Raw genomic sequence first — 26717 nt, 5'->3', positions numbered from 1 at the left:
ACCTCCGGTCAGGCCGTCGCCAATTTCAGGCGCAGGTGCTGGTAAGCGGTTTGCTCCTGCTCATTCAAGGGAACAAGGTAGGGTTCCACAGATTTTTTGAAACTCACCATACGGCCCTGTTCATCTTTTTTGAGATGGCAATGGCAAAACCAGTCCCGGTCATTGCGTGCGGGATAGTCCACGCGATGGTGGTACAGGCCCCAGCGGCTTTCGGCGCGAAAGAGCGAAGCCCTGGCAGCCATTTCGGCGCAGTCGCGAATCACGGCGACCTCCATGGCGCGCATTAATTCGTGGGGATTGTTGGCTTTCATCTGCTCGATGTCTTGCGCAATCATTGCGAAGCGTTCCAGGCCAATTTCCATCTTGCGTGTGACCTTGGGCGGTTGCAGGTAATCGTTCACAAAGCGACGCAATTTGTATTCCACCTGCGCCGGTGGCAGGCCTTGTTCGCGCAAGAGCGGGGCATAGATACGCGCTTTTTCCCGTTCGATCTGTTGTTGGTCGGGCAGTGCGTACTCGCGCCCGGCGACATAATCAGCAGCGTTCTCACCGGCAAACCAGCCATAGGTAAAAGCACCCAGCATATAGTTGTGCGGTACGGCCGCCATATCGCCGGCGGCATACAAACCCTTTACCGATGTTTCGGCTTTTTCATTGACCCACACACCGGAGGCACTATGGCCGGAACAAAAGCCGATTTCAGAAATATGCATTTCCACCATCTGTTCGCGATAATCCGTACCGCGATTGGTATGGAACTGGCCGCGACTCGGGCGTTCGTTGCTGTGCAGGATGGTCTCAATGGTTTGTATGGTTTCTTCGGCCAGGTGATTAAGTTTCAGGAATACCGGGCCATTGCCGCCCTGGAGTTCCTGATAGAACTCCCACATCATTTGGCCACTCCAGTAATCGCACTCGATAAATCGCTCGCCTTTGTTATTGGCGGTATAACCGCCGAGGGGGCCGGTCACATAAGCGCACGCCGGGCCGTTGTAATCCTTGATTAACGGATTGATCTGGAAGCATTCAAGGTTCGCCAATTCCGCACCGGCGTGATAGGCCATGGCATAGCCATCGCCGGCATTGGTCGGATTTTCGTAGGTTCCCATCAAATAGCCGGAGGCGGGCAGGCCCAGGCGGCCGGCAGCACCGCAACACAAGATGACAGCCTTGGCGCGCACCAGGTGAAAATCACCGCTGCGGCAGTCAAATCCCATCACGCCACACACGCCGCCGCTGTTGTCGGTGAGCAGGCGTGTGCTGACGATGCGGTTGCTGATACTGATGCGCGCGCGCTTCAATTGGCGATACAAGACTTTTTTAATGTCGTGGCCTTCCGGCATGGGCAACACATAGGAGCCCATGTGATGGACTTTTTTAACGGCGTAATCACCGGTTTCATCTTTTTCAAATTTCACCCCCCAGCGATCCAGTTGCTCAATGGTGGCGAAACTGTGCTTGGCATAGGCATAGACGGTGGCCTGGTTAACGATGCCATCGTTGGCAATCGTAATTTCCTTGGTGTATTGCTCGGGGGTTGCATGGCCGGGGATGACGGCATTATTCAGGCCATCCATGCCCATGCTGATAGCCCCGGAGCGTTTTACATTGGCCTTGTCGATTAACAGGATGCGCAATGACGGATTGCGCTCTTTGGCCTTGATGGCTGCCATAGGGCCGGCAGTGCCACCGCCGATCACGACTATGTCGTATTCCTGTCCATGCGTATTGATCGTGTCGGGATTCATGGTGCCAGACCTCCATGGCCAGCCAGTGGACGCTCATGGCGTTGGCGGTCGATACGCAAACGGTATTGGAAGGCATCACCGCGGTAATAGAGATATTCAAAATCAACCGGTGTGCCATCGTCCGAGTGGGTCAAGCGCTCAATGCGCATGATGGGTGATCCTTCTTCGATATGCAGGGCGTGCGTTAATTCGCTTTCTGCCAGGACGGCATCTATGGCCAGTTCGGCATGGCCGAGGTTGATATGGCAGTCGTTTTCCAGAATCAAAAAGATATCGCGTGTGATTAGATCGGCTTTTTCCAATTTTTCACCCAGGGCCAGGGGAAGGTAGCTGACCTCCAGCGAGACCGGCTCCCGGTTAATCAGGCGCACGCGTTTTATTTCCGTCACCTTGGTGCCTTCAGCCATCTGCAAACGTTGCGCAACCATCGTGTTGGCCGTTACGGTTTTAAAGCTATGCACCCGGTTGATAACCTCATAGCCCAATTGTGATAAAGATTCTGCAAGGCCCTGCAGGGTGCTGACGTTTTGGAACGTCTTCGGCTTTGCCACAAAGGTTCCCTTGCCGTGAATTTTAAAAATCAGCCCTTCTTTTTGCAGGTCATTCAAGGCCTGGCGAACGGTGATACGGCTCACCTGATAAGCATTGCCCAGTTCATTTTCGGATGGCATGCGACTGAGTGGAGGATAGCTTCCATCCAGGATTTGCCCGCGCAAAAGCTCCTTGAGCTGGTTATACAAGGGCACTGGTGACAGGGGCACCAGTTTGGGCGATTTTTTTCGCATGGTTTTTATCTCTGTGTTGGCATTATTACTTGTTATAACAAGTTGGCGCGAGTATAGGCAGGTGTATTTTGTGTGGCAAGGATCAAAATTTTATAAGCATATAACCAGCATACTGGATGTGAAGGCAGCTGTTACGGCTTCAACAGCTGCATTTCTAAAGTGTTGCTTTTGTAACAGCAACAGATTGCTTGCCCGTTGTTGTTTTTTGCACAAACCCTGATTTTTCCATGGCTAACCCTGTATTTCGTGCGTCACAAAAAGTTGGCGTGGTTTCTGCTATCAGCCTGTCATCGTCCTGCCGTCGTTAAAACGGTATGGATATTCCCGGTTTTTAACGGAACCCTGAACGGCTATGTGGTATTACCTGATTAAACGCCTGCTGGTCATGATCCCGACCCTGCTAGGTGTACTTACGCTGACTTTTTTGGTGACCCAGTTCGTACCTGGTGGCCCGGTGGAAAATATGCTCGCTGCTATTGATGGCGAGAGTGCACGCACAGGGGTAGAAGGGGGAGCCAGCGGTGGTGGCTGGAGTTACAGTGGCCGCCAGGGTATTGATGACCAGCAAATTGCGCACCTCACCAGCCTGTATGGTTTTGATCAACCCTTGTGGGATAGGTATATCCAGATGCTGGGCAATTTTCTGGTGTTTGATTTTGGTGAAAGTTATTTTCGCAATGAAAGTGTCTGGTCGCTGATCCAATCCAAACTGGGTGTGTCAGTGTCCCTGGGGATCTGGACATTCCTGCTGACCTATCTTGTGTCTGTTCCCCTGGGCGTTGCCAAGGCCGTGCGCGCCGGATCGCGTTTTGATTTCGTGACCAGTTTGCTGGTGTTGACAGGTTATGCTGTTCCCGGTTTTGTGTTGGGGGTATTGCTTATTGTACTGTTTGGTGGCGGATCATTCTGGGATGTCTTTCCCTTGCGTGGATTGACTTCCGATAATTGGGATGACCTCAGTGCGTGGGGCAAGGTCACGGATTATTTGTGGCATGTGGCCCTGCCGGTTACCGCCGCGGTTGTGAGCAGTTTTGCACTCAAGACATTGCTGACCAAAAATACCTTCCTGGAAGAAATCCGCCGTCAATATGTGTTTACCGCGCGTGCCAAGGGGTTATCCGAACGCCGCGTGTTGTGGAAGCATGTCTTCCGCAATGCACTTTTACCTTTGGTGACCGGTTTTCCCGGCACTTTCATTGCTGCATTTTTTACCGGCAGCTTGTTAATTGAAACGCTTTTTTCATTGGATGGCCTTGGTCTGTTGTCCTATGAGTCTATTAACAGTCGCGATTATCCCGTGGTCATGGGCAGTTTGTATCTGTTTACCCTGATCGCCCTGATGACCAAATTAGTCGGTGATATTGCCTATGTGCTGATTGATCCGCGCATTAAATTTGATGCTGTGGAGGCCCGATGAACTCTCCTGTTAACCAACCACTGATTGCCAATCCACCGCTCATTAAAGGGCAACCAAGCCGTTTTTGGCAGCGCTTCTTGCTAAAGCGCGATGGTTCGCTTGTGGATGTACCGGTTGACGAATCCCCTGCGTTAGATAGCGGTTTAACACCTGTGGATACCGGCGCAGTTGACGTACAGGAAAAAATGTCACCGCGCCGTCGTATCTGGTTGCGCTTCAAGAGCAATCGCCTGGGTTACTGGAGCTTGATTATTTTTTCCAGCCTGTACCTGTTGAGTTTACTGGGGGAGTTTATTTCCAATGACAAGCCCCTGCTGATCCATCATGGGCAGCAATGGTATTTCCCCTTATTTAAGGATTATCCGGAGACCGTGTTTGGCGGCAAGTTACCTATCTATACCGACTATAACGATCCCTATATCCGCCAGCTGTTTAAAGAGCAACAAAGTTTTGCCCTTTATCCACCCAACCCTTTTTATTACGACACGCTCAATTACTATTCCGATACAGGCCATTATCCCGGTCCTCCGGATCGCCATAATGTGCTTGGTACGGACATCGCCGGTTACGATATTTTGGCGCGCCTGATTTATGGGTTTCGCACATCGGTGACATTCGGTTTGGGGCTGACGATAGTGGGGACTATCCTCGGTGTTGTTATAGGTGCAATACAGGGATATTTTGCCGGCAAGGTGGATTTAATTACCCAGCGTTTGATTGAGATCTGGGGTTCCATGCCCGAGCTGTATCTGCTGATTATTTTTTCTTCACTGTTTGAACCCAGCCTGCTGTTGCTGTTTGTTTTGTTGTCCCTGTTTGGCTGGATTTTTCTTTCGGATTATGTGCGCGCCGAGTTTTTGCGCAATCGCCAGCTGGAATATATCAAGGCTGCCAAAGCCATGGGGCTATCCCACGCGCAAATTATCTGGCGCCATATTTTACCCAACAGCCTTACCCCGGTAATTACGTTTCTGCCTTTCCGTATGAGCGCTGCGATTATGGCCCTGGCCAGCCTGGACTTTCTTGGCCTGGGTGTGCAAGCCCCGGCCCCGAGCCTCGGTCAATTGTTATTACAGGGCAAGGAAAACCTGGATGCCTGGTGGATTGCGGTAGCCGCATTTACGGTTCTGGTATCAACCTTGTTATTACTGACCTTTATGGGTGAGGCATTGCGCAATGCCATTGATACCCGCATGTCTGACGCAAACACAGGTGGCAGTTCACGATGAGTGTATCAACTCCGCTATTGGAAATTGAAAATCTCAACATCGCTTTTGGTAACAAGGCGGTTGTCAATAACCTCAGCCTGCAGATAGCACCGGGTGAGCGCCTGGCGCTGGTGGGGGAATCAGGTTCGGGAAAAACTATCACCGCCTTGTCTATTTTGCGCCTGGCCCAACAGGCCAGGGTGAGTGGCAGCATTCGCTTGCAGGGTGAAGAGTTACTGGATAAATCGGAAGCGCAAATTCGCCAGGTGCGCGGCGCCGATATCGCCATGGTATTCCAGGAGCCCATGTCAGCCCTTAACCCGCTCTATACCATCGGCAACCAGATCAGCGAGAGCCTGATCCTGCATGAAAACCTGACCCCGCGCGCAGCGCGTGAAAAAACCATTGCGCTGCTGGCGCGCACCGGCATCCGCGAACCGGAGCGCCGTGTTGATAGTTATCCGCATCAATTATCCGGTGGGCAATTGCAGCGTGCAGTTATCGCCATGGCACTGGCCTGCAAGCCCAAATTGTTGATTGCCGATGAACCCACTACGGCACTGGATATGACCGTGCGGGCACGTATTGTTAAGTTGTTGTTGGATTTACAACAGGAAGACCTGGAACGTAATCGCCAAGCGGGCAAGCCCGGTGAGGGCATGTCTATTTTGTTGATTACCCACGATTTGAACCTGGTGCGCCGTTTCGCCCAACGGGTTGCCGTCATGGAGCAGGGTAAGCTGGTTGAGACCAATACCACGGAGGCCTTATTTGCAGCGCCGCGCCATCCCTATACCATCAAATTGTTGAATAGCATCCCGGTCAGGCGTATAGCACCTGTTACCAGCGCTGCGCCCTTGTTGCTGGAAACCCGTAATTTGCGCGTTGAATACCCGAAAAAAATAACCGGTTGGCGCGGCCTGTTCCGCGATGAGCGTTTTGTGGCCCTGCAGGGCGCCAGTGTTTCCCTGCGCGCGGGTGAAACCATCGGTGTTGTCGGTGAATCCGGGTCGGGCAAGTCCACCCTGGCACAGGCAATACTGGGATTAATCCGCACCCAGGGCGGTGACCTGCATGTGGAAGGCATTGCGTGCAACCGGCTGCCAAAACGCGCAAGGCGCGCACTGTCTGCGCGCTTGCAAGTTGTTTTCCAGGATCCTTTCGGCTCCCTGTCCCCGCGTCAAACCATTGAGCAAATTGTCGGTGAGGGCCTGCATTTACACTTTCCCGAACTCAGTGAGTCGGAACACTATCAGCGTATTGTGGATGTGTTGCGCGATGTGGGCTTGTCGGAATCTGTGCTGGATCGTTATCCCCATGAATTTTCCGGCGGCCAGCGCCAGCGCATCGCAATCGCGCGGGCCATTGTGCTCAAGCCCAAAATCCTGGTGCTGGACGAACCCACTTCGGCGCTGGATGTATCTATCCAGAATCAGGTATTGGAACTCCTGGTTAGTCTGCAAAAGAAATACTCACTGAGCTATTTGCTGATTACCCATGACTTGCAGGTTGTTAATGCCCTCGCACATCGACTTTATGTACTCAAGGATGGCGTTATTGTGGAGTCAGGTGATACCGAAGCCATTATTGCCCAACCACAACACACCTATACCCAAAGCCTGATACAGGCCTCATTGTAATTGCCATATATATGAAATTAATTGCGTTATTGTTTGCTGCTGTCCTGTTTGCTCCATCGTCTGCATGGGCTGCCCATGCCCTTGCATTTTTTGGCGAGCCCAAATATCCGGCCCATTTCTCCCATTTTGATTACGTTAATCCCGATGCTCCCAAGGGCGGCAGCCTGGTGTTGTCGCTGGTGACACTGAACAGCAGCTTTGATAAGTTCAACCCCTATAGCTTGCGCGGTGTCCCGGCCCCCGGATTGGTAGAACTGGTATTTGAAACCCTGACGGTGAATGGCCTGGATGAACTGAATACCCAATATGGTTTGTTGGCGGATGATATTGAGGTTGCCCCGGACTTTGGTTCTACGGTATTTCGCCTTCATCCCAAAGCGCGTTTTTCCAATGGTGATCCTGTCACCGCGCGCGATGTCGAATACTCTTTCAGGGTGATGACCAGTAAGGCGGTTAGTCCACGCTATTCTGCTTATTTCAGTGAAATTGATGATGTGGAAGTGATCGACGAACGCCATATCCGCTTTGTGTACAAGCGCAAGGGGCGGGATCTGTCATTTATTGCGGGCAGCCTGCCGGTTTTTTCTTCCAAGTGGGGCCAGGGCCAGGAAGAGAATATCGACTTTGCCGATTTGCGTTTTGAAAAGCCTGTGGCGACTGGCCCTTATATTATTGAACTGGCACGTAGCGGTCGCGACATTATCTATACGCGCAACCCGGATTATTGGGGCAGGGATATCCCGGTGCAGCGGGGCTCATTTAATTTCGACAGAATTGTGTACAAACTCTATAAGGATCGCGATACCCAGGTCGCGGCATTGCGCGCTGGCGATTACGATTTCCTGAGCGAAAACCAAATGCGCTATTGGTGCTGCCAGTATATTGGCAAGCGTTTTGACACGGGAGAAATACAGAAGCGGCGTTTCCTCCATGCGAACCCACCAGCCATGAACGGATGGGTCGTGAATACCCGCAAGGAGCGTTTCCAGGATATCCGTGTGCGCAAGGCATTGAATTATGCGCTGGATTTCGAATGGATCAACGACAAAATCTTTGATGGCGAGTTTAGTCGTATCGATAGTTATTTTTCCAATACCAGATTGGCCGCTACCGGCTATCCCAGTGAGCAGGAATTAGCCGTACTTGAACCCTGGCGCGATCAGTTGCCGCCGGAGGTATTTGGCCCCATGTTTGTGCAGCCGACAACTGTGCCCCCACTGCGCTTGCGCGATAACCTGGATATTGCCCTGCAATTATTGGCGGAAGCGGGTTGGCATTATCGCGATGGGGTCTTGCAAAACGACAAGGGCGAACCGTTTGTGATTGAGGTTGCAGGCAGCCGTCGGCAGAGCCCGTTTACCGATCCTATTTATCGCAACCTTGCCAAAATCGGTATCCAGGTCAGGAATAACCTTGCCGATGCCGCCACCTTGCGCGCACGTTTGCGCAATTTCGATTTTGATTACACCTCGGTCAGTTTGCGTGAAGCGCGTATGCCGGGCGATGAGCTATGGCGTGTCTTTAACAGTGCAGCGGCGGATCGCCCCGGCTCAGAAAACCTCGCCGGTGTGAAATCGCCGGTGGTGGATGCCTTGATTAAGCAGCTGCTGAATGCAGAGAGCCAGCAGGAGCTGGAAACCCTGGCCAGGGCATTGGATAGGGTGCTAATCCACAACCACTATTTTATTCCCTGGCGCTACCTGAAAAATCACTATGTGATGTTCAACCAGCGTTTGCAGTATCCCGATACCTTGCCACTGTACTATGCCGCAACGGATTGGGCAGTGCGCACCTGGTGGGATGGAGATGCGGATAAAGACACGTTTGCGTTTTCATCGACGGCTGCTGCACCACAACCACATATCACCGCTTTGCACATGACCGAAAGCAAGCAGCCGTTTTATATCGACAAGTACCAGCGGGTACAACCTTGAATAGCGCTCCTGATGACAGGCGCTTAAAAAACTTACTTATGAAAGGTAATAGCAATGACCTCAGATATGCGTATCCCTGACTACGAAGTACATCCGATATTTGTCGCGCGTTGGTCGCCCCGCTCATTTAGCAACGAGGTGATTGACGATGCTACATTGTTTAGCCTGTTTGAAGCAGCGCGCTGGGCGCCCTCGGGCAATAACTCCCAACCCTGGCGCTTTATTTATGCCAGGCGCGATTCGATACACTGGGATTCATTTGCCGATTTGCTGAATGAAAAAAATCGCTTGTGGGCCAGTAAGGCATCGGCCCTGGTGATCCTGGTTTCAAAGACAACACATGTACGTAAGGGAGCGAGTGAGGCGACGCCGTTGCGCAATCATTCCCTGGATGCAGGCGCTGCCTGGGCCAACCTTGCGTTGCAAGCTGAATTCCTCGGTTGGAAAACCCATGCCATCGGCGGTTTTGACCGTGAAAAAGCACGTGAGCTATTACAGGTTCCCGCAGGGTTCCAGGTGGAGTTGGCGATTGCTGTTGGCAAGCAGGGAGATGCCACCTCATTAGCGGAAGAATTCCTTGAGCGGGAAAGGCCGACACCACGCAACCCGGTGAATAGTTTTACCGCAGAGGGTATTTTTTCCTTTGCTGACGACCTGGCTGTTCGCGAAGTGGTCAGTCGATGAAAAACCTGTGGCGTGTTATCCAATTTATACCCGAGTACCGGGGCAGGGTGGCAGGGGTCATCCTGGTGGGTACCTTCCTTGGGTTTATCGGTACGGCAACCCCCTATATCTATAAGGGCATTGTCGATGTTATTTCCCAATTATTCTCCGGGAAAATTACCCTTGATTCCGCTACAGCGTCGGTAATCTGGTTGCTGCTCGGCTTTTTTGCCTTGCGCCTGGGCGTTGTGCTCTTTGGTGCCTTGCAAAATAAACAGGCTGATGATTTGTGGCTGGATACGGTGAGTACGTTTCGCCAGCGTGTTTTCGACAATATGACACAAAAGTCGATTGATTATTTTGAGAAAACCCGGGTCGGCGAAATCATGGACAGGTTCGGCAATATCACCACGATCACCATGTGGTTATCGTCCCTGACGGAGGGTACCCTGGCCAACATACTGCAAATGTTTTTTATCCTGGTGGTGCTCACCCTCAAGGTACCTGTTGTGGGGTTGATGATGACGGGTATTTTGCTGTTTAACTTTTGGATTTCGTATCGCACGATTGGCTGGACCAAACCGCATAGGCGCGGTTGGCAGGAATTTGCCGGACGTATGACCGGTTTGTTAGCGGAAATGGTGGGGAATATTGCCACCGTGCGCAGCTTCGGTGGTGAGCCTGCGGTTAAGCAGCGCTACGACGATACCCAGGCACAGTGGAAGGTAGCCAGGGATAACCTGCATAAAACCCAGTGGCGCTCGGAACAGGCACTGAATGTTGTCAATACCTTTGGGGTTTTTATTGCGGTTGCGATTATCACCCATGGTGCGTTGCATGGCCGGTTTACAACCGGTGATATTTTGCTGGTACTCACCTTAACTCAAACCCTGATCACATCTATCTCTCCGATTTCGCGCCAGATCAACCAGGCGAGTGAAATTGAAAGTGCTTCCGAGCGTTTGGTGGAACTACTGGATGTAGCGTCAGAACAGGCTGATAAGCCAGATGCTATTCCACTGACACAATTAAAAAGTATTACCTTTGCGGATGTCAGTTTCCGTTATCCAGGGACGGAAGAGTACGCGCTCAAGCGGATTTCCTTTCATCTGGATGCCGGCGAAACTCTGGCATTGGTGGGGAGCAGTGGCAGTGGCAAGACGACCATTGTTAAATTACTCATGCGTTTTTATGAGCCGACCAAAGGCGTTATCCTGATTAATGGCCGCGATTTGCGCGATTACCAGCAGCGCAGTGTCCGTGCCATTATGGGGGTTGTACTACAGGATGTGGCACTGTTTAACGATAGCATTGGTGAGAATATTGCCTTTGCCAAGCCCGGTGCATCCGAGCTGGATATCAAGGCGGCTGCCGAGGCGGCGAATGCCCACCAGTTTATTGCACGTATGGAAAAGGGTTATGAGACCATGGTCGGTGAACGTGGAATCAAACTGTCGGGGGGTGAAAAGCAACGTGTTGCTATATCCCGTGCTATTTTAAAGAACCCGCAATTGATCATTCTCGATGAAGCGACCAGTGCCCTGGATTCCGAGTCGGAGTATCTGGTGCAGCAGGGGTTGGAGAAGTTGATGTCAGAGCGGACATCAATTGTCATTGCCCACCGGTTAAGTACCGTGATGAACGCAACCAATATCCTGGTGTTGCGCAATGGTGAAATCCTGGAGTCAGGAACCCACGCTGAGTTGGCCAATAAACCTGGCGGGCTCTATGCCCATTTGTTTGCCCTGCAAACCCAGGGGAGGAAACCCTTGGTCGGTATCAGTTAATTATCAGGGAAGCACTGATTGGCGAGGAAGTTTTTAACAATATTGATACGGCACCTTTTAGTGATGCCCATCGTGATAAACGATGGGCATTTTTTACATCCCCTTCCCGGAATACAATGACATTCTGGCTCGGTAGATTGCAGTATTGTTTTGTTTTACACAGTTTTTTGTGTGCCATTTGTTTGAATTTAATCAGTATCTTTTGCTTGATTTTTTGCTATTCGCAATAAAAACAGTCAGTTACAAAACAATTCTATATTGGCATAGGTTCTGCTAAAGGGAAGTGGAGTTTCAAAATCCATTTCCAGAGGAAGTTATGCATTCTCACCACATTAAAAAACCTGTTCGCTTGTCGAAAAAACTATTGCCTTTGTTGATTGCCAACCTGGCATTTTCCGGTTATTCCTATGCACAGGCACCGGCGGATTCTATTGAGGAGAAAAACGTTGAGGCAACCACCACCAAGAAGCTGGCAGCGGTTGTTGTAACCGCGCAGAAGCGTGCTGAAAATATCCAGGAAGTGCCGACAACCTTGACGGCGGTCAGTGGTAAGGATGTTGATGAAAAGCAGGTTGTCTTATCAACCGATATTGAGCGACTGGCGCCTAACCTGTCAGCCCAGGGCGGTGGCCGCACCGGAAAACCGCGCTGGTTTTTACGCGGTATAGGTACCAATGATCCAAACCAAAACCAGGATGGCCCTTTAGCCATCTATGTGGATGAAGTTGTTGTTGGGTTTCAGCAATTACAAAGTTTCCCTTTATATGACCTGGAGCGGGTAGAAGTGTTGCGCGGCCCCCAGGGAACCCTGTGGGGCAAGAACAATACCGGCGGTGCGATTCACTACATCACGCGCAAAGCCTCGTTTAATAACGAGGGCTATGCAAAACTCACTTACGGTAGCTATAACACCCGCATTGTTGAATCTGCATTTGGCGGTGCCATTATTGACGATACCCTGGCAGGCCGTATTTCGATTTACAACGAATCTTACGATGGTTGGGCGACCAATATTGTGACCGGTAATGAGGGGCCAAGCCTGAAAGACCAAAACGTCCGCGTGCAGTTTTTAGGTAATTTTTCGCCTACGCTGGATGCGCAACTCATTTTGTCTACACGTGAAATCAATGCGGGTGACTCACCCTCGTATGTCGTGGGTGCAACCACCTTGCCAGGAACCGATGTTACCCAGGTTGATCCCAATGGCACCATTAACCAGGGTGGCACACCCTATATTCCGCCCTACGGGAATAATCCAACGGTATACAGTGATTATTGGGGTGGTGATGGCTATGACCATAAAACGGATCACAGCGCTACCCTGAAGGTGAACTGGCAATTGGGTGAAAATACCCTGTCATCGGTGACGGGATACAGTACGCGCGATTCCAATGGTTTAACCCTGGTTGGTGTGCCGCTGGACACCACCCTGAATCGCACCAGTTCCACGGCTGAACTGGATTCGCAGCAGGTATCGCAAGAAGTGCGCTTAACCTCGCCTAAAGATCAACAGGTCAGCTGGATTCTCGGCGCCTATTACTATCACCTGAATGCGCGCAATGACAGTCGCTCGGCGCGCTTTGCCGTGGGCACTACACGCGAGCAGTATTCGGAGTCCTCCTGGGACCAGGATGCGTTTAGCAAAGCCCTGTTTGGTAATGTGAAATACCAATTCAATGAGCAGGCATCCATTACCCTGGGGGCACGCTACACCGAAGAGAAAAAAGATATTACCGAGACAGCCCTGACGGTCACCGACACGGCTACCAGTAACCGCGTCACCTTTGTCAGTGAAAACGGCTGGTATTTGCCCGGCGGTGTCAGCATCCTCCCCGCATTTTCCAATGTAACCCTGGTGAGCAAGAGCAATACCTGGGATGAATTTACTTGGGATATCACACCGGAATATCGCTTTAGTGACGATGTTCTGGGTTATTTCCGGATTGCGACTGGTTTCCGTTCCGGTGGTTTTAACCAGGCCATTACTAATGGTGATATCGTTGAAACCAATCCGGAAACCCTGACCGATTACGAAGCTGGTTTGAAAACGGCCTGGCTCGATGGTCAATTAACCGTGAACACGGCGGTGTTTTACTACGATATCAAAAACCTGCAGTTGAATATCCAGCGTGCGTATTTGAATACCAGTACCAATACCTATACCACCAGTACCGCTGGTGAATCCGATGGTAATGTCAAGGGCATCGAAGTGGAGTTCAATGCCCTGGCAACGGTTAATTGGCGTATCGGTGGATCCCTGGGGTTTCTGAAATCTGAATACACAGATTTCATTTACTACATTGGTGACGGCGGGCCATTTGATGCCAGTGGCAACAGCTTCTATCGCACGCCCGAAACCTCTGTGCGCCTGGATACGGATTACACTATTCCCCTGGCCAGCGGCAACATTATCCTGGCAACCGATTGGTCCTACCGCAGCCATATTTACCACAATGCCACCGTGCAAAACGATCCATGGCAGGAAACCTCCGGTTACTGGATTGGCAGTGTGCGTGCCTCCTATGAAACAGCCAATGGCAATTGGGTATTTACCGGCTTCATTAACAACGTGACGGATAAGGCGCCGGTATATTTACGTCAAATCGCTAATCCCAATACGGGTACCCAACCCAATAGCATCAGCGCTCCCAAGACCTGGGGGCTGCAGGTGAACTATAAGTTTTGAATGTGGTTTAACCGGTTTGGATTATTCCCCGGGCACAGGGATGTGCCGTATTTCCCTCCTGCGTTTCCATTGTATTTCCTTGCCTGGCCTCTTTTTGTTGGTGTCTATACCCATCTTTATTCTGACTGAAGTTATAAGCTAATAAAAATTCAGTATTTTTTGTTTTAATCCGGATGATTATAGGATGGCGTCGTTGCCGGGCATTGGGCCCGGTGTGTGAAGGAGGCCCTATGGCAAACCATCGCCCTGAGCCTGCCACCCTCGCCGACGATGTACTGGAAGAAATCAAACAACAGCTGGCCAATCTGCAATTTGGCTCGCTGGAGATCCAGGTGCATAACGGTCAGGTTGTACAGCTCGAACGCCGTGAAAAGAAGCGCCTGGACAGAAGCGTCAACGCCAAATAATCCCGGTGCATAAACCTTACAAACTGTTTTGTTAAAGCACTGACCGGACTGCCGGAAGTGATGTGTGAATGACGGCCTCGTAGCTGTCATGACCACACCGGTGGCCTGTCAGGCAAAAATTGCCGCGATCTGGCCCGTCCCGCGAGGGATGAACTCTGTGCTCCGGTATCTGCCGGTGGCGTATTTGAAGTGATAACTGAATTTGAGGAATAGCAATGAACGCTTTTACTAAATGGCTTGCCGTAGCAGCGACCAGTCTGGCAGCGAGCGCTGTGCTCGCCAAGGATGTAAACCTGTTGAACGTTTCCTACGACCCCACGCGTGAGCTTTACGTGGATTTCAACCGCGCTTTTGCCGAGCATTGGCAAAAAACTGAAAAACAAAAAGTGAATATCAGCCAGTCGCATGGCGGTGCGGGCAAGCAGGCGCGCGCGGTTATTGATGGCTTGGCGGCGGATGTGGTGACATTAGCCCTGGCCTATGACATTGATGCCATCCACGAAGAAGCCGGGTTGATCCCCAAGGACTGGCAATCGCGTTTGCCGCACAACAGCTCACCTTACACCTCCACTATCGTATTCCTGGTGCGCAAGGGCAACCCGAAAAACGTCAAGGACTGGGATGACCTGGTCAAGTCAGATATTCAAGTCATTACGCCCAACCCCAAAACCTCTGGCGGTGCGCGCTGGAACTACCTGGCTGCCTGGGCCTTCGCCAAGAAGAAGCTGGGTTCCGATGAGAAAGCGCGCGAATTCGTAGCGCAGCTTTACAAAAATGTTCCGGTACTCGATTCAGGCGCGCGCGGCAGTTTGACTACCTTTGCCCAGCGCGGTATTGGCGATGTGTTCCTGTCCTGGGAAAACGAAGCCTTCCTGGCGGGTAAGGAATTTGGTGAAGGCGCGTTTGAAATCGTCGTCCCCTCCTTGTCAATCCTGGCTGAACCACCGGTCACCATTGTCGATAAGAACGTGGATAAGCACGGCACCCGCAAAGTAGCCCAGGCTTATCTTGAGTTCCTTTACAGCAAAACCGGCCAGGACATTGCCGGCAAGCACTTCTACCGCCCGCGCGACCCGGAAATCGCGGCCAAGTACGCCAGCCAATTTATCAAGGTTGACCTGATTACCATCGACGATGAGTTCGGCGGTTGGCAGAAAGCCCAGAAAGAACACTTCAATGATGGCGGTGTCTTTGACCAGATTTATAAGCCGGGCAATTAATACGTAATTTGCTGGATGGACACAGGGACGTGTCTATCACCTGGATAATGCTGTGCTGGATAGCGCTGTGCCGACCAACCGGCATCGCCGGTTGTCATACGCCGGTGCTGTTTTTCTACAACACGTTTTTTACCTTAAAAACACCATACAACCACAAGGGTGTTACATGAGTCGTCGTCCATCTGTGATACCCGGTTTCGGGTTGTCTCTGGGTTGCGCTGCATTTTATGCGAGCCTGATAGTCTTTATTCCTTTAGCGGTGTTATTTGCCAAGGCCTTTACCCTGACCTGGGCAGAGTTTTGGAAAACCGTGCTGGACCCGCAAGCCATCGCCAGTTATCGCCTGAGCCTGGGCGCTGCCTTTGTCGGTGCGCTGATCAATTTATGTTTCGGTTTCGTGGTCGCCTGGGTGTTGGTGCGCTACCAGTTTTTTGGCAAGCGTATCATCGATGCCCTGGTGGACCTTCCCTTTGCCTTGCCCACGGCGGTAGCCGGTATAGCCCTCACCGCGCTCTATGCGCCCCAGGGCTGGATCGGCCAGTGGCTGACACCGCTGGGTATCAAGGTTGCCTATACGCCCCTGGGGGTAATCGTGGCCCTGACTTTTATCGGTTTGCCATTCGTGGTGCGCACGGTGCAGCCGGTACTCGAAGAACTGGAGAAGGAAATCGAGGAGGCTGCCGCCAGCCTCGGCGCCAATCGCTGGCATACCTTTCGCCGCATCCTGTTTCCCGCGCTTTTGCCCGCGCTGCTCACTGGCTTTGCCCTGTCCTTTGCCCGCGCCGTGGGTGAATACGGCTCGGTGATTTTTATTGCGGGCAACATGCCTTTCCGCACCGAAATCACACCGCTGCTGATCGTGACCAAACTGGAGCAGTACAACTATGCCGGTGCCGCAGCCCTGGCTGTGGTACTGCTGGTTTTCTCTTTTATTCTGCTGTTGCTGATTAATTTGCTGCAGCACTGGAGCGCCAAGCGGGCGGGAGGTTGATATGGCCGGTGCAGTTTCTGCTTTCGGGCGCCGCTTTAGCCGCGCCAACGAGGCTACCACGGAGCCGCTGTGGGTAAGAGTTTTATTGATTGTTGTTGCCCTGGTGTTTCTGGCGCTGTTTCTGGTGATTCCCCTGATCGCCGTTTTTGTCGAAGCCTTTTCACGCGGAACCCAGGTTTATTGGGCGGCGATTACCGAACCTGATGCCTGGCACGCCATCAAGCTGACCTTGCTGGCAGCGGCAATCAGCGTGCCTTTGAATGTGGTTTTCGGTGTGGCTGCCGCCTGGTCAATCACCAAGTTCCAGTTCCGCGGTAAACAGGCACTGGTTACCCTGATCGATCTGCCATTTGCCGTATCGCCGGTTGTGGCTGGTTTGATTTATGTGCTGCTGTTCGGTGCGCATTCCTGGCTGGGCGTCTGGCTGCTCGATAACGATATCAAGATTATCTTTGCGGTGCCGGGCATTGTGCTGGCGACCATATTTGTCACCTTTCCGTTCATTGCCCGGGAACTGATTCCCCTGATGGAAGAGCAGGGCACTTCCTATGAGGAGGCGTCCTTAACCCTGGGCGCCAGCGGTTGGCAGACTTTTTGGCGGGTGACGCTGCCCTCCATCAAATGGGGGCTGCTCTATGGCATTATCCTGTGTAATGCCCGCGCCATGGGTGAGTTTGGCGCGGTCAGTGTGGTGTCTGGTCATATTCGCGGCCAGACCAACACTCTGCCGTTGCACATTGAGATTCTCTACAACGAATACCAGTTTGCGGCCGCCTTTGCTGCCGCCTCCCTGCTGGCGGGATTGGCTCTGATAACGCTGCTCGTAAAATCCCTGCTTGAATGGCAGCATGTACGCGACCGCGAAAAAGCGGCCCGTGCGGCCGCGCAGGAGACCTGAGCTGAAATCGTGCCACGTGTTAAGTATGGGAGCGGAAAACCGCCACACAGGAATACAATTTTTTAAAGAGATACCCTATGAGCATTCAGGTTAAGAACATTCACAAAAAATTTGGCAATTTTGCGGCGTTAAACGATGTATCACTGGATTTCCCTACCGGCGAACTGGTCGCCCTGCTGGGGCCGTCCGGCTGCGGAAAAACCACCTTGCTGCGCATTATCGCCGGTCTGGAACAGCCCGATGTCGGGGTGGTGGAATTCCACGGCGAAGACGCCACCCATGTGCATGTACGCCAGCGGCAGGTCGGTTTCGTGTTTCAGCACTATGCGCTGTTCCGCCATATGACGGTATTCGACAATGTTGCCTTCGGCTTGAACGTCAGGCCGCGTGACCGCCGCCCGAGCAAAGACCAGATCGCCGCGCGTGTCCATGAATTATTGAATCTGGTGCAACTGGACTGGCTGGCAGACCGCTACCCCGATCAGCTCTCGGGCGGCCAGCGGCAGCGTATCGCCCTGGCGCGGGCGCTGGCGGTGGAGCCCAAGGTCTTGCTGCTGGATGAGCCTTTCGGCGCCCTGGATGCCAAGGTGCGCAAAGACCTTCGCCGCTGGCTGCGCCGCCTGCACGACGAGCTGCATATCACTTCCATTTTCGTCACCCACGACCAGGAAGAGGCGATGGAAGTGGCGGATAAGATTGTGGTACTGAATAAAGGGCAGATCGAGCAAATAGGCACACCGGATGAAATCTACAATAATCCGGCCAGCCCCTTTGTGTATGACTTTATCGGCCAGGTGAATTTGTTTCACAGCCGGGTCGATAATGGCTGGGCGCATATCGGCGATTATAAGTTGCCCGCCCCGGAACACGCTGAAGCGCGCGACCGGGCGGCTATTGCCTATGTCCGCCCCCACGATATTGAACTCTCTGCGCAACCGATTGAGGGGGCTATCGAGGCCCGCGTCAGCCATGTCAGTACCGCCGGTGCAGTCTTGCGTATCGAATTGCAACATCAGCTCAGCGATCAGGTGTTGCAGGTGGAATTGCCGCGCGCACAGGAGCGCTCCCTGAACCTGGAAATCGGCGCGAGTGTGTATGCGCGGCCGACAAATTCCAAGGTGTTTTTAGCGGGCTAGTGTTCCTGTCCGCAAGTTGTTTTGCGCTGTATCCACTGACAAAAAAACCAACACTTCGGTGTTGGTTTTTTTGTAGATGCTATCTCAAAAATCAGCCAGCGGAACTCAGGCGGGTATCTGAAGGTTATTGTCTCCATCATCGGAAACGGCAGCTATTGTGGCGCGTGTCAGCAGGGTAAATGCTTCCTGGCTGTGCTGCGCAAACTGCTGGACCTCTGCTCCAATATTCCTGTTATCCACCACTAAGGCATAGGGCGAGACATTCAGCCTTTTCAGCAGGTCCAGCTCATCGACCCTGGATAAGCTGATACCCAGCAGGTAGCCGCGCCGCTGGTAATTGCCCAGGGCATTATGGAAATGGGGCAGGCTGGCGCTATCCAGTAACCGGGTGGTCAGCAGCACCCGCTCGGGGCCAAGTCCGCAATCGCTGAGGATTTTTTCAAAGATTTTGCCGTGATCGGTCGCGACGCTGATGATATGCCTGGGGTGTACCGACAGGGAAAGCAAATCCGTGCGGCCGTCATATTGCTGCAAATAGTTGAGTGAATGAAGCGTCCTCACCAGGCGGTCGAGATGCACAACCTGTTCGCGATCATCCAGCGAGGTAAAAACGCTATCGATATCCAGCAAGTTGCCGGTTGTGGTGCGAATCAATAATTCAGCGTCGTAACCCAGTTGTTCTTTGGTTTCCAGGCTTAGTAACGGATTAAGCCTGCTGCCCAGGATTAAATTGCCAAAGCGTGCCCAATAATTATTTTTTACCTTGAAAAAACCGGTTTTGGGGAGCGATTGTGCTTTAGCGCGCTGTTGCAGTTGATCGTTGAAATAATTCATTAATTCAGTCAAGGGCATATAACGGCCTTTTAATGCAAAAAATATTGTCGAGCATCATAGGTAGCCGTGAAAAAATTATAAAAGAATTAAATATTCCTAGCTTATAACGCTGATTTTTTGGGGGTTGCTTCCATGTGATTTCAGACGAAATCCAGATTAGCGTCCGATTATAAGGATATAGATATATATTCTTTCCCATCGGTTATAGCCGTCTCTATAGTTGCCTCGAGCCATCCGCCGTGTTCCTCCATTCGTCTGCTAATGGATAACACATAACGCCTTATCGAGGACATACCATGACAGTGATTCCGTTAAACCACACTGTTGAGAGCCCAACACCTGAAGAAAAGAAAAGCGGGGAGAGCGAAATCCCCGCTATTTTATTAGCTGCTACACAGGAAGCCCTTAATAGTGAATTGGGTTATGCCGGTACGGTAAACCCGGAAGATGCCTGGAAACTCTTTGTCGGTGGCCAGGCCCATTTAATTGATGTGCGCACATCGGAAGAGCGCAAGTTTGTTGGGCATGTACCCAATACCTTGCATATCGCCTGGCAAACCGGGCCGGCGCTGATAAAAAATCCCCGCTTTTTACGTGAACTGGAAAATAAACTGCCCAGGGACGCTGCCATCCTGTTGTTATGCCGGAGCGGTAAACGTTCCGCTGCTGCCGCTATTGCCGCGACCAAGGCCGGATTCACTCGTGTGTATAACGTTTGTGAAGGTTTTGAGGGTGATTTGGACGATAACCAGCAGCGTGGACGTATTAGTGGTTGGCGTCAACGGGGATTGCCTTGGGTTCAGGATTGAGTTGACAAAAAACAATAATATCAGGTGTGGATTTTTTCATGAGCGACCATTCTTTGACCGAGCCTCTGCTCCCTAACGGAACCAGTTGGGAGCTGGACAAAATTGTGCAGGAGTTGCGCAGTGCGCGTAACGACTGGCGTAAGCAGCGCGGTCGTTCGCGTGAACCGGGATTGCGTGAGTTGCCCTCCCGCGATGTATTGCAGCATATCATTCGCGATTTGTGCGGGGCACTTTTTCCCATGCGTTTAGGGCCCCAGGAACTACGCGAAGAAACCGAGGATTATTACGTTGGCCACACATTGGATGCAGCCTTGAATGAACTGCTCAGGCAGGTGCAATTGGAGCTGAACTATTTCGCGCGGTTGCACCATAACCTGACGGTGGAACTGCAACTCAACGTCCAGGCTAATCAAATTGTGCGTTTGTTTGCGGCGGCATTACCCGAGCTGCGTCGCACCCTTGATGTGGATATTCAGGCGGCTTATCAGGGCGATCCGGCAGCGCGCAGTGTCGACGAAGTGCTGCTTTGCTATCCCGGTGTCCTTGCCATTATCCATCACCGTTTGGCCCATACCCTGTATCAATTGGGTGTTCCTTTACTAGCACGTATTGTTGCAGAAATGGCCCATTCACTGACCGGGATCGACATCCACCCCGGTGCAGAAATAGGTCGCGGTTTTTTCATTGATCACGGCACAGGTGTGGTGATTGGTGAAACCGCTGTCATCGGTGAGCGTGTGCGTATTTATCAGGCTGTTACCCTGGGCGCTAAAACATTCCCAACCGATGACAAGGGACATCTGCAAAAAGGCCTGCCGCGGCATCCGATCGTAGAGGATGACGTGGTGATCTATGCCGGTGCCACTGTTCTTGGCCGTATCACCATTGGTAAGGGATCTGTTATTGGCGGTAATGTCTGGCTTACTCGCAGTGTGCCGCCCGGGTCCAGTATCACTCAAGCCAGTAGCTGTCAGCAGGCACCTCAGGAGATCGATGTATGAGCATCAATATTTATTTTGGTCGTGTCGTAAAACAATTGCGCGATACCAATCGTTTGTCCCAGGAAGCTTTGGCTGAACGGGCAGATTTAAATCGTACTTATCTAGGGGAAGTAGAGCGGGGCGTTGCCATTCCATCACTGGCAACCATATCCAAAATCGCCACTGCATTGAACCTTCCGACGTCTGATTTGATAGCGCGCAGCGAGCGTTTATTGCACGACGAAAAATCACGCTCCGAACTGGCACGTGTTGATTAGGCAACACTTGCTGTGTCGATGGTTTATTCGGCGACATCAGCGATAGCCTTGCAGGCCATGGAGGCGCGGGGCTTCCTTCATCCTGACGGCTATAGCAGGTTGAGCGCTGTTTAGATCAATGCGATCTTAGCTTAGTACGTTTTCTTCTATGGGTTGTTTCCACTTTTTCTACAGTTCCCGCTTTCTCTAAAGGAGTTTTGCATGTCCAGCGAAAATGAAGTCCAACTGGCGCTTGGTGATAATGCCGCCCGCCAGCTAGCCAATGCCACCAAAACCACCCCGCAACTCTCTACCATTACGCCGCGCTGGTTAGTGCACCTGTTACAGTGGGTTCCTGTGGAAGCCGGTATTTTCCGCTTGAACCGTGTGAAAAACCCAACGCGGGTATCCGTCACCTGTTCCCAGCGCGACGAGTCGGAAATCAAACCTACCTTTGTCGATTATGATGAGAAACCGCGCGAATATTTCCTGAATGCGGTGACCAGTGTGGTTGATGTACACACACGGGTTTCAGATTTATATAACAGCCCACATGACCAAATTAAAGAGCAACTGCGCCTGACCATCGAAACAATCAAAGAGCGCCAGGAAAGTGAATTAATTAACAACCCTGAATATGGACTGCTTGCCAATGTGGATGAAACCCAAAAAATTTCTACCCTGACGGGGGCTCCAACACCGGATGACCTGGATGAATTATTGGTTAAAGTGTGGAAGGAACCCGGCTTCTTTTTGGCTCATCCTCTGGCAATTGCGGCATTTGGCCGCGAGTGCACCCGTCGCGGGGTACCGCCACCAACCGTCAGCCTGTTTGGTTCGCAATTTATTACCTGGCGCGGTGTACCACTGATCCCATCTGATAAGTTACCTATTGATGAGGATGGCAAAACCAAGATTTTGTTGCTGCGGGTTGGCGATAAACGCCAGGGTGTTATCGGCCTTTATCAACCGGGATTGGCCGGGCAACAAAGCCCTGGCTTGTCTGTGCGTTTTATGGGAATTGGTCGCAATGCCATCGCCTCCTATTTGATTTCACTTTACTGCTCTTTGGCTATCCTGACAGAAGACGCTGTGGCTGTGTTGGAAGATGTGGATGTCGGCAAGTATCACGATTATCCCGATACTTATAAGTAACGGCATTCGCACGGTGACTGGGTGCCATTTCAGTATCATCCGTTATTCGCCGATGATACCGGGGGTGGCCTCTGTGATTTCCACAACACAATCCTGAGTATCGCATATGAGTGAATATCAAGGACCGGCTGATTTGCAGGACTTGCCCAGCCTTGAAAATCTAGCCGCATTAGCCAATGAGATGTTTCAGTCCTTGCCGAATGCAGTTCCTTTTTTATCGGGTATTTCCGCGCTACAAGCTGCATCTGCCACGAATCCTGGTGCACGGCCCCAGGCTGGGGCCAGTGCTGCGCAGCCGGCTGTCACCAGCCCGACCCTGGACAAGCAACTTGCGGCTGTGCCCGGTTATTACTTTGCTGACAATGCCAATCAATACCCTCTGGCCGGCATTTCACTGGATCAACTGGGTCAGCAGGTTTCGCCCCAGGCTTTTGGGTTGCCGGGCGATGACGAATTGCGCGAGCTTTTGGCCGATCATCGTTTTATTACCCACTTGGAAACACCCTCGGAAAAAGCCGTTACTCCAGTATCAGGTGTCCCCCATACGCTGGAGTCGCAGTCGACGAATTACCATCAAGCACAATTGTCCGGCAGTGATCGCACCGCCGTGCAAAGTTTATCCCTGCCTGGTGAAAAAGATGTCCAGGCATTGCTCTCTGCCGAATTCGGGTTTGCCCGCCTTGACGCACCAACAGGTACAGTATCACCCGTACCGGATTCACATTTTTATTTTTTGGATTCAGGTGTTCAGCCGGTATTTGGTAATGGGCCGAAGCAAAACCTGTTTGCGCCCCAGCAACAGGGCTTTGATGTACAGGCTATTCGGCGCGATTTCCCCATTCTTGCAGAAAGGGTAAACGGCAAGCCATTAGTGTGGTTTGATAATGCTGCTACGACCCATAAGCCGAAAGCCGTAATCGATCGTATCAGTTACTTTTATGAGCACGAAAATTCCAATATCCATCGTGCTGCCCACGAGCTTGCCGCCCGTGCTACGGACGCCTATGAAGGTGCGCGCAATAAAGTGGCCAAGTTTATCGGGGCGCGTTCTGCAGACGATATTATTTTTGTGCGTGGTGCTACGGAAGCTATTAACCTCCTGGCCAATACGTTTGGTAAGCAACGTGTGGGTGAGGGCGATGAGATTATTGTGTCGCAACTGGAGCACCACGCTAATATCGTACCCTGGTATTTGCTGGCCCAGCGGGTTGGAGCAAAAATTCGTGTGATTCCTGTAGATGATACGGGTCAGATCCTGCTCGATGACTATCGCAAGTTAATCAATAGTCGTACCCGGATTATTGCTGTGACCCAGGTATCTAATGCATTGGGCACGGTGACCCCGATCAAGGATATTATTGATATCGGCCACAGTTTTGGTGTTCCTGTCATTGTTGATGGAGCTCAATCCGTGTCTCACATGCGCGTTAATGTACAGGCATTGGATGCAGACTTCTTTGTGTTTTCGGGTCACAAAATATTTGGCCCTACGGGTATCGGTGTTGTTTATGGCAAAGCTGAACACCTGAAACAACTGGAACCTTGGCAAGGCGGTGGAAACATGATTGCCGATGTCACGTTCGACAAGGTGATTTTCCAGGACCCACCTAACCGTTTTGAAGCCGGTACCGGTAATATTGCCGATGCTGTAGGTTTAGGTGCAGCGCTGGATTATGTGGACCGTGTGGGTATAGAGCGTATTGCGCGCTATGAGCATGACTTGCTCGCCTATGCAACCCAGCGCATTCAACATATCCCCGGTGTACGTATCATAGGTACTGCGGCTAACAAAGCCAGTGTGTTGTCTTTCACACTGGCTGGATATAAAACGGAAGAGGTGGGAACTGAATTAAACCGCGAAGGTATAGCGGTGCGCTCAGGTCATCATTGTGCACAGCCTATCTTGCGTCGCTTTGGTGTAGAGACCACTGTTCGTCCCAGTTTTGCTTTTTATAATACCTGTGAAGAGATCGATCTGTTGATCAGTGTTGTTGATCGGCTGGCCAGAGTTCGTAAAGGCTAATGAATTAACAATCCCGCCAATGGGTTGCTATAGTTAATCTCCGGTAAGTGTCTTGCCGGAGATTTTATTTTTTAATATCCCCAAACAATACACCAGCCATTAGCAGCCAATAATACGCTCAAGAATCCCTGTTGCCCCTGTATTTAATAAGAAGCCTGTGTGGCCAGCTCGGTTCTGGCCAGGCGTTTGGCTGGATTGGTTTCGAGCATTTGCAGCATAATCTTTGCAATGTTTTAGGGAAGGTGACGCAAAACGTAAAGCATAATAAAGTAGGGCAAGCCCTGTCCTGCCAGGTCCTGATCGATGATCTGGATAGTACTGGGGGAATCGCCATAGGGGATGGTTTGGTGCAATGAGTATAGATCCGGGGAGCTGTTCATGAGTGATCAGGATAGGGTATATCAATTGGCCCAAACTCTGGGGCAGCTGCTAAACGCTCGCCATTGGCGTGTGGCAACGGCAGAGTCTTGTACCGGCGGTGGTGTTGCCGCCGCTATTACTGCAGTGGCTGGTTCGTCCAACTGGTTTGAGTATGGCCTTGTAACCTACGCCAATCAGGCCAAACAACATCTGCTAGGAGTTGATCCCCACGTGCTTGAAGAGCATGGCGCTGTCAGTAAACCTGTGGTGCAGCAGATGGTTACCGGAGCCCTGAATATATCAGGGGCTCAAATTGCCGTTGCTATTAGCGGTGTTGCCGGGCCGGGTGGAGGCAGCGTCGAAAAGCCTGTGGGTAGTGTATGGTTTGCCTGGGGCAGTTTGGATGGTTGGTGTGAAGCAAAACTGCTGCATTTGACCGGGGATCGCCAGCAGATCCAGCGGCAGGCGGTGATTGTTGCCTTGGAAGGGTTAATCGCCAGACTTGGGACTAGCGGCAAAAGTACCACTGTATAAATTACTAGTACTGTTTGCGTATACAGGTTTTTGGTGTATGCTGTGTCCATTGGTGCTTTCCGGCATACCGATTCCACGCACCAGCTATAACCAGATTAGATTAACCTTTTGATGAATTGTTGAGGTGTTCAATGGATGCGAATAAAGAGAAAGCGTTGCAAGCTGCGTTAGGCCAGATCGAGCGTCAGTTTGGCAAGGGAACTGTGATGCGTATGGGGGACCGCGAGCAAATGGTAATCCCCGCTATTTCTACCGGTTCCCTGGGGCTGGACGTTGCATTGGGTATCGGGGGACTACCTAAAGGCCGCATTATAGAAATTTATGGGCCAGAATCCTCCGGTAAGACGACCTTAACCCTGCAAGTGATTGCTGAAGCCCAACGCCAGGGTGGAACCTGTGCATTTATTGATGCCGAACATGCCCTTGACCCCATTTATGCAACCAAGCTTGGCGTTAATGTAGGCGATTTGATTGTCTCCCAACCTGATACCGGTGAGCAGGCCTTGGAAGTGACCGATATGCTGGTCCGTTCCGGCGCTATCGACGTTTTGGTGGTTGACTCGGTTGCGGCCCTGACTCCCCGGGCTGAAATTGAAGGGGAAATGGGCGATCACCATGTCGGCTTACAGGCTCGCCTGATGTCCCAAGCCCTGCGGAAAATCACTGGTAATATCAAAAATGCCAACTGTCTGGTGATATTTATTAACCAGATCCGTATGAAAATCGGTGTTATGTTCGGTAATCCGGAAACCACCACGGGCGGTAATGCGCTCAAGTTTTATGCTTCTGTACGCCTTGATATCCGTCGTGTTGGTGCAGTTAAAGAGGGGGAGGAAGTTATTGGCTCTGAAACTCGCGTCAAGGTAGTTAAAAACAAGGTGGCCCCTCCCTTTAAGCAAGCAGAGTTTCAAATCCTTTATGGTTCGGGTATCAACCGCATGGGGGAAATTGTTGATTATGGCGTTAAGTTAGGGCTGATTGACAAAGCGGGCGCCTGGTACAGTTACCAGGGGAACAAAATCGGCCAGGGCAAAAACAACGTTATCAAGTTCCTCCAGGAAAACCAGGCAATTGCCCAGGAACTGGAGCAAAAAGTGCGCTCGGAACTCCTGGCCACACAGGCACTCTCATTAAGTGCTGGTGGAGAGGATGTTTCCGATGAGGCAGAAATACTGTAAATTTAGCAACTCCTCTCAAAGCCCCATAACGGGGCTTTTTTGTGGGCTGCTTCAGCGAGGGTTAAGT

22 protein-coding genes are annotated in these 26717 nt (G+C 51.6%); 19 read left to right on the top strand and 3 right to left on the bottom strand.

Annotated elements, in window-relative coordinates:
• Positions 1–8: 8 nt before the first annotated feature.
• Both CJA_RS10920 and CJA_RS10915 read right to left on the bottom strand, forming a co-directional pair.
• Positions 9–1748: a fumarate reductase/succinate dehydrogenase flavoprotein subunit gene (locus CJA_RS10920; RefSeq protein ID WP_012487854.1), complete on the bottom strand. Its 1740-nt coding sequence runs from the start codon at positions 1746–1748 to the stop codon at positions 9–11.
• Positions 1745–2533, bottom strand: coding sequence for a GntR family transcriptional regulator (locus CJA_RS10915; RefSeq protein WP_012487853.1), 789 nt, complete (start codon positions 2531–2533; stop codon positions 1745–1747). The genes CJA_RS10920 and CJA_RS10915 overlap by 4 nt, the downstream gene beginning before the upstream one ends.
• Before the next feature lie 352 nt (positions 2534–2885).
• On the opposite strand from CJA_RS10915, the gene CJA_RS10910 reads away from it, so the two are divergent.
• The 12 genes from CJA_RS10910 to CJA_RS10860 all read left to right on the top strand — a co-directional run bounded on the left by CJA_RS10910 (position 2886) and on the right by CJA_RS10860 (position 18520).
• Positions 2886–3950, top strand: a complete 1065-nt coding sequence (locus tag CJA_RS10910; RefSeq protein ID WP_012487852.1) for a microcin C ABC transporter permease YejB — start codon at positions 2886–2888, stop codon at positions 3948–3950.
• Complete coding sequence (locus CJA_RS10905) at positions 3947–5179, top strand: ABC transporter permease (protein WP_012487851.1); 1233 nt, start codon at positions 3947–3949, stop codon at positions 5177–5179. The genes CJA_RS10910 and CJA_RS10905 overlap by 4 nt, the downstream gene beginning before the upstream one ends.
• The gene (locus tag CJA_RS10900) at positions 5176–6798 is read left to right on the top strand and encodes an ABC transporter ATP-binding protein (RefSeq protein ID WP_012487850.1); all 1623 of its coding nucleotides are present in this window, start codon (positions 5176–5178) and stop codon (positions 6796–6798) included. The genes CJA_RS10905 and CJA_RS10900 overlap by 4 nt, the downstream gene beginning before the upstream one ends.
• Positions 6799–6809: 11 nt before the next feature.
• Positions 6810–8732: an extracellular solute-binding protein gene (locus tag CJA_RS10895; protein ID WP_012487849.1), complete on the top strand. Its 1923-nt coding sequence runs from the start codon at positions 6810–6812 to the stop codon at positions 8730–8732.
• A 54-nt stretch (positions 8733–8786) separates the two neighbouring features.
• Entirely contained in the window at positions 8787–9416 is a 630-nt protein-coding gene (locus CJA_RS10890; RefSeq protein ID WP_041551456.1) for a nitroreductase family protein, read from the top strand.
• The gene (locus tag CJA_RS10885; protein WP_012487847.1) at positions 9413–11182 is read left to right on the top strand and encodes an ABC transporter ATP-binding protein; all 1770 of its coding nucleotides are present in this window, start codon (positions 9413–9415) and stop codon (positions 11180–11182) included. Before CJA_RS10890 ends, CJA_RS10885 begins: the two co-directional genes overlap by 4 nt.
• 316 nt (positions 11183–11498) lie before the next feature.
• Entirely contained in the window at positions 11499–13868 is a 2370-nt protein-coding gene (locus CJA_RS10880) for a TonB-dependent receptor (protein ID WP_012487846.1), read from the top strand.
• A gap of 230 nt (positions 13869–14098) precedes the next feature.
• On the top strand, positions 14099–14275 hold the full coding sequence (locus CJA_RS19070; protein ID WP_148208855.1) for a YezD family protein: 177 nt from the start codon (positions 14099–14101) through the stop codon (positions 14273–14275).
• Between the two features lie 215 nt (positions 14276–14490).
• On the top strand, positions 14491–15495 hold the full coding sequence (locus CJA_RS10875) for a sulfate ABC transporter substrate-binding protein (protein ID WP_012487844.1): 1005 nt from the start codon (positions 14491–14493) through the stop codon (positions 15493–15495).
• Between the two features lie 166 nt (positions 15496–15661).
• Positions 15662–16486, top strand: a complete 825-nt coding sequence (gene cysT / locus CJA_RS10870) for a sulfate ABC transporter permease subunit CysT (protein ID WP_041551455.1) — start codon at positions 15662–15664, stop codon at positions 16484–16486.
• Between the two features lies 1 nt (position 16487).
• On the top strand, positions 16488–17384 hold the full coding sequence (gene cysW / locus CJA_RS10865) for a sulfate ABC transporter permease subunit CysW (protein WP_012487841.1): 897 nt from the start codon (positions 16488–16490) through the stop codon (positions 17382–17384).
• Positions 17385–17461: 77 nt separating this feature from the next.
• Positions 17462–18520 carry a sulfate/molybdate ABC transporter ATP-binding protein gene (locus CJA_RS10860; protein ID WP_012487840.1) on the top strand — a complete coding sequence of 353 codons (1059 nt, stop codon included), beginning with the start codon at positions 17462–17464 and terminating at the stop codon, positions 18518–18520.
• Positions 18521–18625: 105 nt separating this feature from the next.
• On the opposite strand, the gene CJA_RS18690 is transcribed toward CJA_RS10860, so the two are convergent.
• On the bottom strand, positions 18626–19372 hold the full coding sequence (locus CJA_RS18690) for a hypothetical protein (protein ID WP_012487839.1): 747 nt from the start codon (positions 19370–19372) through the stop codon (positions 18626–18628).
• A gap of 278 nt (positions 19373–19650) precedes the next feature.
• On the opposite strand from CJA_RS18690, the gene CJA_RS10850 reads away from it, so the two are divergent.
• The 7 genes from CJA_RS10850 (at position 19651) to recA (ending at position 26650) form a co-directional block, all read left to right on the top strand.
• The gene (locus CJA_RS10850) at positions 19651–20163 is read left to right on the top strand and encodes a rhodanese-like domain-containing protein (protein ID WP_012487838.1); all 513 of its coding nucleotides are present in this window, start codon (positions 19651–19653) and stop codon (positions 20161–20163) included.
• A 38-nt stretch (positions 20164–20201) separates the two neighbouring features.
• Positions 20202–21164: a serine O-acetyltransferase EpsC gene (gene epsC / locus CJA_RS10845; protein WP_012487837.1), complete on the top strand. Its 963-nt coding sequence runs from the start codon at positions 20202–20204 to the stop codon at positions 21162–21164.
• Positions 21161–21421: a helix-turn-helix domain-containing protein gene (locus CJA_RS10840; protein WP_012487836.1), complete on the top strand. Its 261-nt coding sequence runs from the start codon at positions 21161–21163 to the stop codon at positions 21419–21421. Before epsC ends, CJA_RS10840 begins: the two co-directional genes overlap by 4 nt.
• Positions 21422–21622: 201 nt before the next feature.
• Positions 21623–22555: a family 2A encapsulin nanocompartment shell protein gene (locus CJA_RS10835; RefSeq protein WP_012487835.1), complete on the top strand. Its 933-nt coding sequence runs from the start codon at positions 21623–21625 to the stop codon at positions 22553–22555.
• A gap of 106 nt (positions 22556–22661) precedes the next feature.
• On the top strand, positions 22662–24578 hold the full coding sequence (locus CJA_RS10830) for a family 2A encapsulin nanocompartment cargo protein cysteine desulfurase (protein WP_012487834.1): 1917 nt from the start codon (positions 22662–22664) through the stop codon (positions 24576–24578).
• 378 nt (positions 24579–24956) lie between these two features.
• Complete coding sequence (locus tag CJA_RS10825; protein ID WP_012487831.1) at positions 24957–25472, top strand: CinA family protein; 516 nt, start codon at positions 24957–24959, stop codon at positions 25470–25472.
• 131 nt (positions 25473–25603) lie between these two features.
• Positions 25604–26650 (top strand): recombinase RecA, encoded by a 1047-nt coding sequence (gene recA, locus CJA_RS10820; protein WP_041551454.1) that lies wholly within the window; start codon positions 25604–25606, stop codon positions 26648–26650.
• Positions 26651–26717: the final 67 nt, after the last annotated feature.

Origin of the sequence: Cellvibrio japonicus Ueda107 (assembly GCF_000019225.1) — a bacterium.
Lineage (GTDB): Bacteria > Pseudomonadota > Gammaproteobacteria > Pseudomonadales > Cellvibrionaceae > Cellvibrio > Cellvibrio japonicus.
This window is presented reverse-complemented; position numbering and strand designations above follow the sequence as displayed.

Excerpts from the sequence above, each read along its gene's own strand:
- CJA_RS10840 (WP_012487836.1), top strand. The coding sequence starts at position 21,161 with ATGAGCATCAATATTTATTTTGGTCGTGTCGTAAAACAATTGCGCGAT.
- CJA_RS10915 (WP_012487853.1), bottom strand. The coding sequence starts at position 2,533 with ATGCGAAAAAAATCGCCCAAACTGGTGCCCCTGTCACCAGTGCCCTTG.
- CJA_RS19070 (WP_148208855.1), top strand. The coding sequence starts at position 14,099 with ATGGCAAACCATCGCCCTGAGCCTGCCACCCTCGCCGACGATGTACTG.
- CJA_RS10835 (WP_012487835.1), top strand. The coding sequence starts at position 21,623 with ATGTCCAGCGAAAATGAAGTCCAACTGGCGCTTGGTGATAATGCCGCC.
- CJA_RS10875 (WP_012487844.1), top strand. The coding sequence starts at position 14,491 with ATGAACGCTTTTACTAAATGGCTTGCCGTAGCAGCGACCAGTCTGGCA.
- epsC (WP_012487837.1), top strand. The coding sequence starts at position 20,202 with ATGAGCGACCATTCTTTGACCGAGCCTCTGCTCCCTAACGGAACCAGT.
- CJA_RS10860 (WP_012487840.1), top strand. The coding sequence starts at position 17,462 with ATGAGCATTCAGGTTAAGAACATTCACAAAAAATTTGGCAATTTTGCG.
- CJA_RS10885 (WP_012487847.1), top strand. The coding sequence starts at position 9,413 with ATGAAAAACCTGTGGCGTGTTATCCAATTTATACCCGAGTACCGGGGC.
- CJA_RS10830 (WP_012487834.1), top strand. The coding sequence starts at position 22,662 with ATGAGTGAATATCAAGGACCGGCTGATTTGCAGGACTTGCCCAGCCTT.
- CJA_RS10850 (WP_012487838.1), top strand. The coding sequence starts at position 19,651 with ATGACAGTGATTCCGTTAAACCACACTGTTGAGAGCCCAACACCTGAA.
- cysW (WP_012487841.1), top strand. The coding sequence starts at position 16,488 with ATGGCCGGTGCAGTTTCTGCTTTCGGGCGCCGCTTTAGCCGCGCCAAC.
- CJA_RS18690 (WP_012487839.1), bottom strand. The coding sequence starts at position 19,372 with ATGCCCTTGACTGAATTAATGAATTATTTCAACGATCAACTGCAACAG.
- CJA_RS10910 (WP_012487852.1), top strand. The coding sequence starts at position 2,886 with ATGTGGTATTACCTGATTAAACGCCTGCTGGTCATGATCCCGACCCTG.
- CJA_RS10900 (WP_012487850.1), top strand. The coding sequence starts at position 5,176 with ATGAGTGTATCAACTCCGCTATTGGAAATTGAAAATCTCAACATCGCT.
- recA (WP_041551454.1), top strand. The coding sequence starts at position 25,604 with ATGGATGCGAATAAAGAGAAAGCGTTGCAAGCTGCGTTAGGCCAGATC.
- CJA_RS10880 (WP_012487846.1), top strand. The coding sequence starts at position 11,499 with ATGCATTCTCACCACATTAAAAAACCTGTTCGCTTGTCGAAAAAACTA.
- cysT (WP_041551455.1), top strand. The coding sequence starts at position 15,662 with ATGAGTCGTCGTCCATCTGTGATACCCGGTTTCGGGTTGTCTCTGGGT.
- CJA_RS10825 (WP_012487831.1), top strand. The coding sequence starts at position 24,957 with ATGAGTGATCAGGATAGGGTATATCAATTGGCCCAAACTCTGGGGCAG.
- CJA_RS10895 (WP_012487849.1), top strand. The coding sequence starts at position 6,810 with ATGAAATTAATTGCGTTATTGTTTGCTGCTGTCCTGTTTGCTCCATCG.
- CJA_RS10905 (WP_012487851.1), top strand. The coding sequence starts at position 3,947 with ATGAACTCTCCTGTTAACCAACCACTGATTGCCAATCCACCGCTCATT.
- CJA_RS10890 (WP_041551456.1), top strand. The coding sequence starts at position 8,787 with ATGACCTCAGATATGCGTATCCCTGACTACGAAGTACATCCGATATTT.
- CJA_RS10920 (WP_012487854.1), bottom strand. The coding sequence starts at position 1,748 with ATGAATCCCGACACGATCAATACGCATGGACAGGAATACGACATAGTC.